Source organism: Streptomyces sp. NPDC051677 (genome assembly GCF_044453465.1).
Lineage (GTDB): Bacteria > Actinomycetota > Actinomycetes > Streptomycetales > Streptomycetaceae > Streptomyces.
In genome coordinates this window covers 25,972-38,571 of sequence record NZ_JBITCT010000013.1, presented here as the reverse complement: position 1 = coordinate 38,571, position 12,600 = coordinate 25,972, and the positions used below count along the sequence as shown (strand labels likewise).

Here is a 12,600-nt window from a genome sequence, read left to right as displayed (position 1 = left end):
GAGCGGCTCCCGGACCTCCACCGACGCCACGGACGCGCAGCCCGGCCTGACCCGGCCCGCGTCCCTCGCGGGGACCGCCGTCGTCCCGCCCCCCGGTATCGGGGGTGCGGCGGTCCCCGCGAAAGCTTTCTCCGGCGCCTTTCGCCGCGCGCACGAATGAGAAGATCCGCGGCACGCACCGCGGTTGGACTGCGCCGACTCTGCGGACTTCCCCGACCGCGCCGACTTCCCCGACTGTGCCGACGTCTCAGGTGCGTTTCGTGGCTTCGGGGGCGGGTGACGTCGTCCAGCTGCCCAGCAGTGCCAGGCGTTCCGCGGTGTCCGAGCCCGGCTGGGGGGTGTAGACCAGGAGGGACTGGTTCGGGTCCTCTGTGATGGTCAGGGTTTCGTAGGGGAAGGTCAGCGGGCCCGCTACCGGGTGCTGGATGCGTTTCACGCCGTAGGCGCACTCCCGGACCGGGTGGTCGGCCCACATGCGGCGGAAGTCCTCGCTCTTCAGGGAGAGTTCGCCGACGAGCGAGGTCAGTCGGCGGTCGTCCTGGTGGTGGCCCGCCTGCATGCGCAGATGCGCGACGCACTGGACGGCCACCGCGGACCACTCCGGGTAGAAGTCGCGGGAGGCGGGGTCGAGGAAGACGTGCCGCGGGATGTTGCGGCCGTCCGGCGAGGTCCGGCTGTAGCCGAAGACGGCGTCGGCGAGAGCGTTCCACGCCAGCACGTCCATCCGGACGTCCAGGACGAACGCCGGGGTGCGCTCCATGCTGTCGAGCAGCAGCTGCACGCCCGCGCGCACGCGGGGCGCGGCGCTGCGCTCGGACGGCTTGCGGGGACGCGCGACGGCGTGCAGGTAGGCGCACTCCGTGTCGTCCAGGCGCAGGACGCGGGCCACGGCGTCCAGGACCGTGTCGCTGACGCTCGGGCCGCGGCCCTGTTCCAGGCGGATGTAGTAGTCGACGCTCACGCCGGCGAGCTGGGCCACCTCCTCGCGCCGCAGGCCGGGGACGCGGCGGCGGCCGTGCGAGGGCAGTCCGACCTCCTCCGGCTGGATGCGAGCACGACGTGAGCGCAGAAAGTCTCCAAGGTCCCCGTCCATGGGTTCGATCGTAGAGGAGGGCCTCGATCCCAACCTGGTACTGGCAGACCCAGGAAAAGCTCATCCCTGGGTAGGGCCGTGGCCGGCGGTGAGAGTGGTGTGCGTCGCCGGGGAGACGCCCCGGCTCACCCTCCCAGGAGCAACAGATGTCGTACGAGAACCAGAACGGCAACCAGAACGGCAACCAGAACGGCAACCAGTACGCGAGCCTTGCCGGTCGTACCGCCGTCGTCACCGGCGCCGCCAGTGGGATCGGGGAGGCGGTGGCCGTGCTGCTCGCCGCCTCGGGGGGCCGGGTCGCGCTGCTGGCCCGGCGCGGGGACCGGCTGGAGGCGGTCGTCGAGAAGATCCGCGCCGACGGCGGCGAGGCCCTCGCGGTCGTCGCCGACGTCACCGACGACGCGTCGGTGGCCGCGGCCGTAGGCCGGATCCGGGAGGCCTACGGGACCGTCGACCTGGTCGTCAACAACGCCGGCGTGATGCTGCCGAACCCGGTCGAGGCCGGCCGGATGGACGAGTGGCAGCGGATGCTCGACACCAACGTCACCGGGGTGCTGCGGGTGATCCGCGCCTTCACCGGCGACCTGGTGGGCGCCGCCGCCGAGGGCCGCAGCGCCGACCTGGTGAACGTGTCGTCCATCGGCGCGCACATCACCTTCCCCAACTACGCGGTGTACGGCGCGACGAAGGCCGCCGTCACCTATCTCTCGCAGTCCCTGCGCACCGAGTTCGGGCCCCGGGACGTGCGGGTCACCAACGTCGAGCCGGGGCTGACCGAGACCGAGCTGGCGACGCACCTCGACAACGACGAGCTGGCCGGGCAGCTGGACGGCATGCTCGACGCGATCGGCGCGCTGTCCTCGGCGGAGATCGCCGACGTCGTCGCCTATGCGACCAGCCGCCCCCGGCACGTCAACCTGCGGCAGATCATGGTGCTGCCGACCCGGCAGGCGTGAGCCCTCGCCCGACGGCTCAGTCCTTCCAGTCGTCGCCCTTGCCGGCGGAACGGCGCCGCCGGCCGGAGAGCAGCTCGGGGTTGGTGCGGGCGGCCTGGAGGAAGTTCACGCCGACGATGCCGACCCAGGTGGCGAGCACGCCCGGGAAGTTCGCGAAGGCGCCGCCGATCGCCGACAGCGGGATCGCCAGGATCAGAGAGACGATGGCGAACCCGAAGCGCTCGCCCCAGGAGTCGGTGGGCTTCGGCGCCCGGGAGCCCCGCGCGGCCACCATCTGCTGCTCGGCCATCTGCCTGCGCACCCGGCGCTCCACCGCACTGTCGATGCGCTGGTCGACCTTCTCCAGGAACGAGTCCACCAGCGCGGACTCGTACTCCTCGCCCAGCTCCCTGCGTGTCTGCAAGGTGGCGTCGAGTTCCTTCTTCAGGTCCGTGTCCCGCGCGTCCATGGCCGTCTCCCATCCCGTCATGGACACCAAGATTAGGGAGCCGGGACGCCTGCCGCACTGGGGATAGCCCCCCACTGCGGGGTCGGGTCCGCAGGCGGGTCACGTCCGGCTCACTTCGCCAGACCGTGCTGCTTCGCATACGTGTTCGCCACGTCCTCCGGGTCCTTCTTGTCCTTGTCCACCTGGCGGTTGAGCTCGGTGAGCTGCTCGGTGGTGAGGACGTTGCCGAGCCGCGCGAGGGCCTTGCGGACGGTGTCGTCGGCCTTGCGGTCGGCGATCAGCGGCACGATGTGCTGGCTCGGGATCAGGTTCTCGGGGTCGGCCAGCACCACCCAGTCGTTGGCCTCGATGTCGGTGTCGGTGGTGAAGAGGTTCGCCACGTCCACGTCGCCCTTCTTCAGGGCGCCCTTGACCAGCGGACCGTCGGAGTCCAGCGACTTGAACTCCTTGAACTCGACGCCGTACACGTCCTTCAGCCCGACCGCGCCCACCTGACGCTTCTTGACCTCGGGGGCCGCGCCGATGACCAGCTTGCCGTTCTGCTTCTTCAGGTCGGCGAGGGAGGTCAGGCCGTACTTCTTCGCCGTCTCGCGGGTGACGACGAACGCGTCGGAGTCCTCGGCCGTGCCGTACGGCAGCACCTGCAGGCCGCTGGGCAGGGCGAGGGTGAGGGCGTTCTGCATCGCGCCCTCCTCGGCGGCCGTGGCCTTCGGGTCGAGGTAGTTGAGCAGGGCGCCCTGGTACTCGGGGAGCAGGTCGATGTCGCCGCCCCTGAGCGCGGGGATCACGATCTCGCGGGTGCCGAGGTTGGGGCGGACCTTCACCTTCACCCCGGCCTGTTCCAGGACGGCCGCGTAGAGGTAGCCCAGCACCTGGTTCTCGGTGAAGTTGGCGGTGCCGATGGTGACCCCGTCCTTGCTGGAGCCGCCGCCACCGGAGGCGGCGCCGCCGTTGTCGAGGGAGGTGATGCCGCTGGCGCAGGCGGTCAGGGCGGGGACGGTCGCGGCCGCGAACAGGCCGCCGAGGATCGTGCGTCGGTTCATTTCGCTGTTTCCCTAGGCGGTCTGGGCGGGGCGGTGACGGAAGAGGAGGCGCTGCAGGCCGGAGAGCGCCAAGTCCAGGGCGATGGCGACGGCGGCGACCAGGACCGCGCCGCCGAGCACCTGGACGAGGTCGCGCTGGGCGAGGCCGTCGAAGACGTAGCGGCCGAGGCCGCCGAAGGAGACGTACGCGGCGATCGTGGCCGTGGCCACGACCTGGATGAGCGCGAGGCGCAGGCCGGTCATGATCAGGGGGAGGGCGAGCGGCAGCTCCACCTGGAGCAGGACCTGGTGGCCGCGCATGCCCTGGCCGCGCGCCGCGTCCTTCACGTCCGGGTCGACGGCCGTCATGCCCGCGTAGGTGTTGGTGACGATCGACGGGACCGCGAGGGCGACCAGCGCGACGTAGACCGGCAGCATCGACAGGCCGCCGGCCAGGAAGACCAGCACGACCAGGCCGACGGTCGGCAGAGCGCGGCCGAAGGAGGCCAGGTTGATCGCGAGGAACGCGCCCTTGCCGGTGTGGCCGATCAGCAGACCGAGGGGGAGCCCGATCACGGCCGCGATGAGGGTCGCCAGCAGCGAGTACTGGAGGTGCTCGGCGAGGCGGTGGGCGATGCCGTCCGAGCCGGACCACTGGGCGCCGCTGGTCAGCCAGCTGCCGAGGTTCTTGAACAGTTCGTACATCAGGCTCGCCGCCTCTTCCACGGGGTGAGGAGGTACTGGACGCCGACCAGCGCCGCGTCCGCGACGACCGCGAGGAGAATCGTCAGGACCACGCCGGCGATCACCGGGGTCGGGAAGTTGCGCTGGAAGCCGTCGGTGAAGAGCTGGCCGAGGCCGCCGTCTCCGATGTAGGTGGCGACGGAGACCAGGGAGATCGACATGACCGTCGCGATGCGGACGCCCGCCATGATCACGGGGAGCGCGAGCGGGAACTCGACGGTGAGCAGCGTGCGCAGCGGGCGCGCGCCCATCGCCTTGGCCGCCTCCTTGGTCTTCGCGGGCACCGAGTCGAGGCCCTCGACCGTGTTCCGCAGCAGCACGACCAGGGTGTAGACGGTCAGGCCGATCACGGTCGTGGTGCGGGTCAGGCCGCTGACCGGCAGCAGCAGCACGAAGATCGCGATCGAGGGGATCGTGAAGAGCACGTTCGACAGGCCGAGCAGGAAGCCGCGCAGGGGGCGGACGCGGTGGGCGAGCACCGCGAGCGGGAGGCTGATCAGCAGGCCGAGGAAGACGGCGGTCAGGGCGGCCTGGAGGTGGGAGATCGTGAGGGTGGTCAGGTCGTCGGTGTGGCTGGATATCCAGGACCAGTCGATGGTCATGCGACCACCTGCGTGTCCGTGTGGGCTGTGTCCGTGTGGGCGCGGGCCGCGGTGTGCGCCCGGCCCGCGTGGGTGTGGATGTCGTCGCGGGAGGTGACGCCGGTGAGGACGCCGTCGGCGTCGACGCGGGCGACCAGTCCGGCGGGGGAGGCGACCGACTCGTCGAGCGCCGCGAGGAGGGAGTCGGCGTCCTTCAGGGGGCGGACGGGCACCTCGGCCTCCTTGGACGTCCAGTGCAGCGGCCTGCGGGCCTCGTCGAGGGCGAGGGCCCAGGCGCCGCCCTCGGGCGCCGGGCCCTGGGGGACGTCCGCGAGGGTCGTCAGCGAGAGCAGCTTCAGACCGCGCTCGGCGCCGAGGAAGTCGGCCACGAAGTCGTCGGCGGGGCGGGCGAGGAGTTCGGCGGGCGCGGCGCACTGGACCAGGTGGCCGCCGGTGCGGAACACGGCGATCTGGTCGCCGAGCCGGACGGCCTCGTCGATGTCGTGCGTGACGAAGACGATGGTCTTGCTCAACTCCTTCTGGAGTCTGAGCAGTTCGTCCTGGAGCTGGGTGCGCACCACCGGGTCGACCGCGCCGAAGGGCTCGTCCATCAGGAGCACCGGCGGGTCGGCGGCGAGCGCGCGGGCCACACCCACACGCTGCTGCTGGCCGCCGGAGAGCTGGTGCGGGTAGCGCTTGCCGGCGTCGGCGGCCAGACCGACGGTCTCCAGCAGCTCGGCGGCGCGGGCGCGCGCCTTGCGGCGGCCGTGGCCGAGCAGCAGCGGCACGGTGGCGATGTTGTCCAGCACCGTGCGGTGCGGGAAGAGGCCCGACTGCTGGATGACGTACCCGATGGAGCGGCGCAGTTCGGCCGCGTCCTGGCGGGTGACGTCCTTGCCGCCGACCTCGATGGTTCCGGAGGTCGGGTCGACCATCCGGTTGATCATTCGCAGGGTGGTCGTCTTGCCGCAACCGGAGGAACCGACCAGCACGGTCACGCCGCCCTCCGGCATGTGGAGGGAGAGATCGTGGACTGCTGTCGTGCCGTTGGGGAAGCGCTTGTGGACCGCGTCGAACTGGATCATGAGATGTCCCTTGCCCGGCTGTATAACGTCATGCAGAGTTCTCCGTAGGTGAATAACTTGTCAACGGTTCGGTGTTAATCCGAGGTAACGGATGACCGGCAGGCAAGATCAGGTGTCCGGATCGAGGGGAGTTTGTGGCCTTATGTCATCTCGGATCGTGGACGCCGCTCATGGGTCCGGCGATGGGTCCGGCCGTGGGTTCGGCCATGGGTTCGGCCATGGGTTCGGCCATGGACCCGGTTCCGGTCTCGTCGTCCTCGACGGGATCGCCCTCGGCGTCGCGGACGTCGCGCGCCTCGCCGACGGGACCGCGCGGCCCGTCCCCGGCACCGAAGCGACCAAGCGGATGACCGAGTCCTGGGACGCCGCCCGCCAGATCGCCGCCACCGGCCGCGTCTACGGCCGCTCCACCGGCGTCGGCGCCAACCGGAACGAGGACGTGCCCACCGAGGCCGCCGCGGAACACGGACTGCGCCTGCTGCGCAGCCACGCCGGCGCCATCGGCGAGGAACTGCCCGCCCGGCAGGTCCGGGCCATGCTCGCGGTCCGCGCCAACCAGCTGCTCGCCGGCGGCGCGGGCCTGCGGCCCAGCGTCGTCACGGCGCTGTGCGAAGCACTGGAGAGCGGGGCCCACCCGGTCGTCAACGAGTTCGGCTCGGTGGGCACCGGGGACCTGGCGGCGCTCGCCCAGCTCGGACTGGCGCTGGTCGGGGAGCACCCCTGGCGCGGCGACGGCGCCCCCGAGCCGCAGCAGCTCGACAACAACGACGCCCTCGCACTCATCAGCAGCAACGCCCTCACCCTCGGCCAGTCCGCGCTCGCCCTGCACGAACTGCGCGGACTCCTGGAGGCCACCGCGGTCGTCGCCGCGCTCTCCCTGCTCGCCGTGGACGGCTCGCACGAGGCGTACGCCGCCCCCGTGCACGCCGCCCGACCGCACCGCGGCTCCGCCGAAGTCGCCCGCCGCATGCGGGAGTTGATCGGCGCCGAGGACCGGCCCACCCCACCGCTGGGCCGCATCCAGGACCCGTACGGCTTCCGCTGCCTGCCCCAGATCCACGGCCCCGCGCACGACGCAGCCGACGCCCTGGAGGAGGTGATCGCCATCGAGATCAACGCGGCCGCCGAGAACCCGCTCATCTCCCCCGAGGACCTGGCCGCCTACCACCACGGCGGCTTCTACCAGGCCCAACTCGCCCTCGCCCTGGACCACTTCAGGCTGGCGCTGACCCAGGTGGCGAGGCTGTCCACATCCCGCCTCTCGACCCTCAACGAACCCGCCTACACCCGGCTGCGCCCCTTCCTCGCCGACCCCGAGCCCGCCTCCTCCGGCGTGATGATCCTCGAGTACGCCGCCGCGGCCGCCCTCGGTGACCTGCGGGCCTTCTCCGCGCCCGCGTCGCTCGGCCACGCTGTACTCTCCCGAGGCGTCGAGGAACAGGCCAGCTTCGCCTCGCTCGCCGCCCGGCAGACACTGCGCGCCTGTGCCGCGTACCGTCTCGTCGTCGGCTGCGAACTCGTCGCCGCCGTACGGGCGCTGCGTCAGCGCGAACTGCGGCCCGAGCCGGGGCTTTTGGCCGGGCGGGCGCTGGAACTGGCCGAGGCGGTGCTCGACGCGGAACAGGCCGACCGGCCGCTCACGGACGACGTGAGCGCGGCGGCCCTGCTGCTGGACCGGTTCACGGACATCTGGAGGGGGAGCGAGGCATGAGCGCCGACACGGGGACGGGGCCGGGGACCGGGATGGAGACGGGGAGGGGGGCCGGGATGGAGACGGGGAACGGGATGGAGTCGGGGATGGGGAGGGGGGCCGGGATGGAGTCGGGGAACGGGATGGAGTCGGGGATGGGGAGGGGGGCCGGGATGGAGTCGGGGAACGGGATGGAGTCGGGGGCGGGGGCCGGGACGGGGCCGGGGAACGGGATGGAGTCGGGGGCGGGGGCCGGGACGGGGCCGGGGAACGGGATGGAGACGGGGAACGGGATGGAGACGGGGACGGGGGCCGGGACGGGGCCGGGGAACGGGATGGAGACGGGGAACGGGATGGAGTCGGGGACGGGGGCGGGGGCCGGGACGGGGCCGGGGAACGGGATGGAGACGGGCAACGGGACGGCGACGGGGGCGGGGGCCGGTGTGGGTGAGCCTGGTGCGGAGGCAGCGGGTGCGGGGTCGGGCGTGGAGTCGGTTGCGGAGTCGGGCGTGGAGTCGGTCGCGGGTGTGCCGGACAGTCCCGCCGGCCGGCTGCAGGCCCTCTTCGAGGGGCATCGGCTGACGCCGACCCAACGGCGCATCGCGCACAGCATGGTGCGCCGCGCCGCCGACGTGCCGTTCCTGTCCAGCGTGGAGCTGGCCGAACTCGCCGGGGTCAGCCAGCCGTCCGTGACCCGCTTCGCGGTCGCCCTCGGCTTCGACGGCTACCCCGCCCTGCGCAAGCACCTGCGCGAGGTCGCCCCCGCCGAACAGCCGGCCGGCTCGGCCTCGTACAACGAGTACCAGCAGGCCGTCGAGGCCGAGATCGAGAACTTGAAGCACCTCGCCGACCTGCTCGCCGACCCCCGGCCCGTGCAGCGGGCGGGCCGGCTGCTGGCGGCCTCGCGACCGCTCCCCGTGCTCGGCCTGCGCGCCGCCGCCTCCCAGGCGTACGGCTTCGCCTACTTCGCCGCCAAGGTCCACCCGGACGTACGGCTGCTGAACGAGGGCGGCACCATGATCCACGACCGGATCGACGCCGCCGTCCGCGCGGGCGCCTCGGCCCTCCTCTGCTTCGCGCTGCCCCGGCACCCGCGCGAGGTCGTCGACACCCTCGCCTATGCCAGGGAGGCCGGGCTGAGCGTGGTGACGGTCGCCGACTCCGCGTTCGCGCCGGTCGCCAAGGTCTCCGACCTGCTGCTGCCGGCCGCCGTCGGCACCGGGCTCGCCTTCGACACGGCATGCGCGCCGATGCTGCTCGGGCGGGTGCTGCTGGAGGCGATGTGCGACGACCTGCCCGACGCGCAGGCCCGGCTGGAGGAGTTCGACGCGCGGGCGGCGACCCGGGGGCTGTTCGTGGAGTAGACCCGCCCGCCGGTGCTCCGGTGCTCCGGTGCTCTTCGGTCGTGACCCTCTTCTGGGGCGCACTCTCAGACTCGTCTCACGTTCGCTCACTAGTCTGAACGGTCACGAGACTGTGCCGGAGTGACGAGGAGACGGACGTGGCACGCGGAGGGCAGGGGCTGGCTCGGGTGGCCGTCGTCGTACGGGCCGGGGCTGCGCCGTTGTGGTGGTGCGGGGTTTTCGCGGCGGGGGTCGGGGTCCTGGCGCCCGGCCTCACGGGACGGCGGATCGGGGTCCTGGCCGGGGCCGCGCTGTTCATCGTGGCCGTCGCCGCGGTGACGTGGACCGGCCGACGGCGCTACCGGGAACTCGGCCGCGGGGCCGCCCGGGCCGGCAAGCACGACGTGCTCCAGGACCGGGCGGTGACCGTCCGCACCTGGCGGCGCGGCCACCGCTGGTGGCTGCTGCTCGCCCTCGCGGCCGCGCTGGGCAGCTCCTTCGCGGCGCCCGCGGCCGGCGGCATGCTGCTCGCCGGCTGCGGGACCGGGCTGCGGCTGAAGGCCGCCTGGCTCGGGCGGCGCGAACGGGACGAGGACGCGCTGCTGTGGGTGCGCGTCGACTGGCTCGACCGGCGCGGCGGACGCCCCTGCGGCAAGACCGTCAAGGCGTACCGCAGCACCGGCATCGCGGCCGGCGACGCGGCCCCGGGCGGAGCCCGCCGCCGCACCGCGGCACTGGTGTGACCTTTCAGGACGTCAGGTCCTAGACCTCCAGGTCCTCCTCGATCCTCTTGAGCTGGTGGCGGGCCATCGCCAGGTTGGCCCGCTTGGCGTCCAGGACGAGGTAGAGGAAGAGCCCGTTGCCGCCGCGGCCGCTGATCAGGCGCAGCAGGTGGTACTGGTCGGACAGGGTGATCAGGATGTCCTCGATCTGGGCCTTGAGCCCGAGGTGTTCCATGGTGCGCATCTTGGCGCGCACCACGTCGGTGTTGCCGGCGGCGGCGACGTTCAGGTCGAAGGTCTTGCTGCCGCCCAGCGTGCCCAGCGCCATGCCGCTGGTGTAGTCGACGAGCGCGACGCCGGTCGCGCCCTCGATGGAGGCGAGCGCCTCTTTGAGGCAGGTCTCGGTATTGGCCATGACTGTGCTCCTAGGGTCCTGTCAACTTTCCGTGGTGGTGCGCGCGTTGGCGGTGGCCGTGCCGCGCGCCGATCTGGTCCGTACGGTCGGGGGCTTGGCGGGCGTCCGGACGGGCGCCTTCGCGGGTGTCTTCGCCGGCGGCCCGGAGGGTGCGGCCCGCGCCTCGCGCGCCTGCGCCTCCCGCGCGTCGACGAGCTCCCCGATCCGGGCGCCGGCCCGGCGGCCCTCCAGGTGCAGCCGGCCGACGTTGACGCGGTCCTGCGCGAACAGGGTCAGTACGGCGCTCTCGCCGGCCGCGTACGTGGCGACGTAGCCGTACATCCCGCGCACGAGCAGCTCGCGGAAGTCGCCCTGGCCGGTCGTGTCCGCCATCCGCACCGCGACGCCGAGGGCGGCGGCGGTCAGCGCGGCCACCACCTCCGGCTCCACGCCGGGCGTGTCGTGGGCGAGGACGAGACCGTCCACGCCGGCCGCGAGCGCACCGGTCAGCTGCGGCATCCGGGCCCGCAGTCGTCGCAGTTCGTCGAGTATCTCGGGCTCGGACGCCATCAGCTCGCTCCTCTCGGCGCGCGTTCGCTGGCGTTCAAAGGGCCTCCAGCGCATCCCTGAGCCTCTTCAGCAGGGTGATGTCGGGGTCGTTGACGCGGGGCAGGGTGATGCCCGGCGGGGGGTCGGGGTCGTGGTCCGGGGCGGGATCGGGACCGGGGACGGGGAGGGGGTAGGGGGCGGAGACGGGGTAGGGAGCGGCGGGGGGCACGGGATGGGGACGAGGGTGCGTCTGGGGGTGCGTCTCGGGATGGGCGGGGGGAAACCCGTGGGGAAGGCCGTACGGAAGGTCGTGGGGGAGACCGTGGGGAGGGTCGTGAGGGAGACCGTGGGGAGGGTCGTACGGAAGGTCATGGGGGTGGGTTTGGAGAGGGGCTTGGAGGGTGGCCTGGAGAGGGGCTTGGAGGGTGGCCTGGGTGAGGGGTGCGGTCGGCGTGTGGTGGGGGCGTGGAGGCGGGAAGAGGGCGGTGAGCAGGCCCGCCGCCGCCAGGCGGCGGACGTCCACCAGGGTGTGGAAGGCCTGCCGCCCCAGCTCGCGGGCTATGTCCGACGCGGTGCGCACGCCGTCCACCAGGGCCAGCACCCCGCTCTGCCGGACGGTCGGCGCCGGTGCCGCGACGCTCTCGGCCCGCCGCAGCGGCGCCCCGTCGGTCAGCGGGTCCGGCCACAGCCGGTGCAGCAGCTCACGGCGGCGCAGCGTCTCGCGTTCGACCGCGTCGACCGGGACCGGTCTCAGGGCGCCGAGCCAGTGCCCCGCTCCGTACCGGAACCGGCCTGGGGCGCTGCTGGGGGCGAGCGCGAAGAACGCCGCGTCGAACACCGCCTCCAGGTGACACAGCTCCAGCGCCCCGCGCGGGACCCGGCCGGCGTCGAGCAGCAGACGGGCCGCGCCGTGTTCCTCGTCGGCCCGGTCCACCGCGTCCTGCCAGACGGCCGGGGCGAGGGTGCCGTGGGCCAGGAGGAGCACGTCGAGGCCGGGGGCGAGGGGGCTCTCGGCGTGCACCACGCGGCCCTCGGCGAGATAGAGCGAGCCACGCTCGCGCTCCAGGACGCCGGTCGCCCGCTCGGCCGCCAGCCGGGTCAGCATCGGCGACAGTCCGCCGCCGCGCTCCCGCCCCGCCGACTTCTCCCGCACCGGCAGCCGGGGCGGCGGGGTGGTGCCCGGCGGGGACGTTCTCACCGCGGTCATCCCAGCACCAGCCGTCCGGCCATCTCGCCCAGCCGGATCCGGGCCAGCGCGAGATTGCCGTCCGGGCGGCCCAGCCAGACGTGCAGGAACACACTGCTGTCGAAGGACGTCGGCACGAAGCGGAGCACGTGATAGCTGTCCCGGTTGCTGATGATCAGGTCCTCGACCGGTGGATCCGCGGCCCCGGCCCCGGCCCCGGACCCCGTCTCCGCTCCGGTCCCGGACTCGGTCCCGCCGCCATGGGCGGCATGGCCGTCGGGCGTGAAGGCGCGCTGCTCCGTGGTGAGACGGGCGACCTCCGCGGCCTCGGCGGCCGCCGCCTCGTGGTCGCCGCCGGGGAACTCCCCGACCGCTCCCAGGGCCAGCCCGCTCGTCCAGTCGACCAGCGCGGCGCCCCGGGCGCCGGGCAGCCGCATGGCCTCCAGTAGACACTCGTCGATTCCGGGCACCGTTGGCTCCCCTCCTGCCTGCGGTTCGGCTGAGTGAGGAAGAAGCTACGCAACGTGTGCGCGAGGAGTGAGTCTTCTGGCATTTTCCAGCGGTACATGCTTCCGGGTTACTAGGGTGGGTCGGCTGACCCCGCATCGGGCCGCGTTCTGGGCTGTGTCGACGCCCATGTCTCCCTTCAACACCGCGCCCTCGGCGTGCGCAAACGGCGCACGCGCCCGTCCGGGGTGGTGAGCGCGGTGACACGCGCCCTCTCCTCTCGACCGCTCCCCCTATTGACTAGTCCTATTCATCGAGTCAGGATGTGAATAACAACAGC

General features: G+C 72.7%; 15 protein-coding genes. 4 read left to right on the top strand and 11 right to left on the bottom strand.

The window, feature by feature from the left end:
- Window positions 1-247: 247 nt before the first annotated feature.
- Window positions 248-1,093 carry a helix-turn-helix transcriptional regulator gene (locus ACIBAF_RS17340; protein ID WP_399464076.1) on the bottom strand — a complete coding sequence of 282 codons (846 nt, stop codon included), beginning with the start codon at window positions 1,091-1,093 and terminating at the stop codon, window positions 248-250.
- 146 nt (window positions 1,094-1,239) lie between these two features.
- Here ACIBAF_RS17340 and ACIBAF_RS17335 point away from each other — a divergent pair, with 146 nt between their 5' ends.
- Window positions 1,240-2,049: an SDR family oxidoreductase gene (locus ACIBAF_RS17335; protein ID WP_399464075.1), complete on the top strand. Its 810-nt coding sequence runs from the start codon at window positions 1,240-1,242 to the stop codon at window positions 2,047-2,049.
- Window positions 2,050-2,065: 16 nt separating this feature from the next.
- Here ACIBAF_RS17335 and ACIBAF_RS17330 read toward each other — a convergent pair whose 3' ends face one another.
- The 5 genes from ACIBAF_RS17330 to ACIBAF_RS17310 form a co-directional block, all read right to left on the bottom strand.
- A complete protein-coding gene (locus tag ACIBAF_RS17330) occupies window positions 2,066-2,497 on the bottom strand; it encodes a hypothetical protein (RefSeq protein WP_399464229.1) in 432 nt (143 codons plus the stop codon).
- 110 nt (window positions 2,498-2,607) lie between these two features.
- Window positions 2,608-3,540: an ABC transporter substrate-binding protein gene (locus tag ACIBAF_RS17325; protein WP_399464074.1), complete on the bottom strand. Its 933-nt coding sequence runs from the start codon at window positions 3,538-3,540 to the stop codon at window positions 2,608-2,610.
- 12 nt (window positions 3,541-3,552) lie between these two features.
- Window positions 3,553-4,224, bottom strand: a complete 672-nt coding sequence (locus ACIBAF_RS17320) for an ABC transporter permease (RefSeq protein WP_399464073.1) — start codon at window positions 4,222-4,224, stop codon at window positions 3,553-3,555.
- Window positions 4,224-4,865 (bottom strand): ABC transporter permease, encoded by a 642-nt coding sequence (locus tag ACIBAF_RS17315; protein ID WP_399464072.1) that lies wholly within the window; start codon window positions 4,863-4,865, stop codon window positions 4,224-4,226. The genes ACIBAF_RS17320 and ACIBAF_RS17315 overlap by 1 nt, the downstream gene beginning before the upstream one ends.
- The gene (locus ACIBAF_RS17310) at window positions 4,862-5,929 is read right to left on the bottom strand and encodes an ABC transporter ATP-binding protein (RefSeq protein WP_399464071.1); all 1,068 of its coding nucleotides are present in this window, start codon (window positions 5,927-5,929) and stop codon (window positions 4,862-4,864) included. The genes ACIBAF_RS17315 and ACIBAF_RS17310 overlap by 4 nt, the downstream gene beginning before the upstream one ends.
- Before the next feature lie 142 nt (window positions 5,930-6,071).
- Here ACIBAF_RS17310 and ACIBAF_RS17305 point away from each other — a divergent pair, with 142 nt between their 5' ends.
- Window positions 6,072-7,640, top strand: a complete 1,569-nt coding sequence (locus tag ACIBAF_RS17305) for an aromatic amino acid ammonia-lyase (protein ID WP_399464070.1) — start codon at window positions 6,072-6,074, stop codon at window positions 7,638-7,640.
- Here ACIBAF_RS17305 and ACIBAF_RS17300 read toward each other — a convergent pair.
- Window positions 7,609-8,034, bottom strand: a complete 426-nt coding sequence (locus tag ACIBAF_RS17300; RefSeq protein ID WP_399464069.1) for a hypothetical protein — start codon at window positions 8,032-8,034, stop codon at window positions 7,609-7,611. The genes ACIBAF_RS17305 and ACIBAF_RS17300 overlap by 32 nt on opposite strands.
- A gap of 70 nt (window positions 8,035-8,104) precedes the next feature.
- On the opposite strand from ACIBAF_RS17300, the gene ACIBAF_RS17295 reads away from it, so the two are divergent.
- Both ACIBAF_RS17295 and ACIBAF_RS17290 read left to right on the top strand, forming a co-directional pair.
- Window positions 8,105-8,983: a MurR/RpiR family transcriptional regulator gene (locus ACIBAF_RS17295; RefSeq protein WP_399464068.1), complete on the top strand. Its 879-nt coding sequence runs from the start codon at window positions 8,105-8,107 to the stop codon at window positions 8,981-8,983.
- A gap of 137 nt (window positions 8,984-9,120) precedes the next feature.
- Window positions 9,121-9,705: a hypothetical protein gene (locus ACIBAF_RS17290; protein WP_399464067.1), complete on the top strand. Its 585-nt coding sequence runs from the start codon at window positions 9,121-9,123 to the stop codon at window positions 9,703-9,705.
- 19 nt (window positions 9,706-9,724) lie between these two features.
- Here ACIBAF_RS17290 and ACIBAF_RS17285 read toward each other — a convergent pair whose 3' ends face one another.
- Genes ACIBAF_RS17285 through ACIBAF_RS17270 form a run of 4 tightly spaced genes read right to left on the bottom strand, consistent with a single transcriptional unit; the run spans window position 9,725 to window position 12,283 of the window.
- Window positions 9,725-10,099: a hypothetical protein gene (locus tag ACIBAF_RS17285; protein ID WP_079661820.1), complete on the bottom strand. Its 375-nt coding sequence runs from the start codon at window positions 10,097-10,099 to the stop codon at window positions 9,725-9,727.
- Window positions 10,100-10,120: 21 nt separating this feature from the next.
- Complete coding sequence (locus tag ACIBAF_RS17280; RefSeq protein ID WP_399464066.1) at window positions 10,121-10,648, bottom strand: roadblock/LC7 domain-containing protein; 528 nt, start codon at window positions 10,646-10,648, stop codon at window positions 10,121-10,123.
- 34 nt (window positions 10,649-10,682) lie between these two features.
- Window positions 10,683-11,834, bottom strand: a complete 1,152-nt coding sequence (locus ACIBAF_RS17275) for a transcriptional regulator (RefSeq protein WP_399464065.1) — start codon at window positions 11,832-11,834, stop codon at window positions 10,683-10,685.
- The gene (locus ACIBAF_RS17270) at window positions 11,831-12,283 is read right to left on the bottom strand and encodes a hypothetical protein (protein ID WP_399464064.1); all 453 of its coding nucleotides are present in this window, start codon (window positions 12,281-12,283) and stop codon (window positions 11,831-11,833) included. The genes ACIBAF_RS17275 and ACIBAF_RS17270 overlap by 4 nt, the downstream gene beginning before the upstream one ends.
- Window positions 12,284-12,600: the final 317 nt, after the last annotated feature.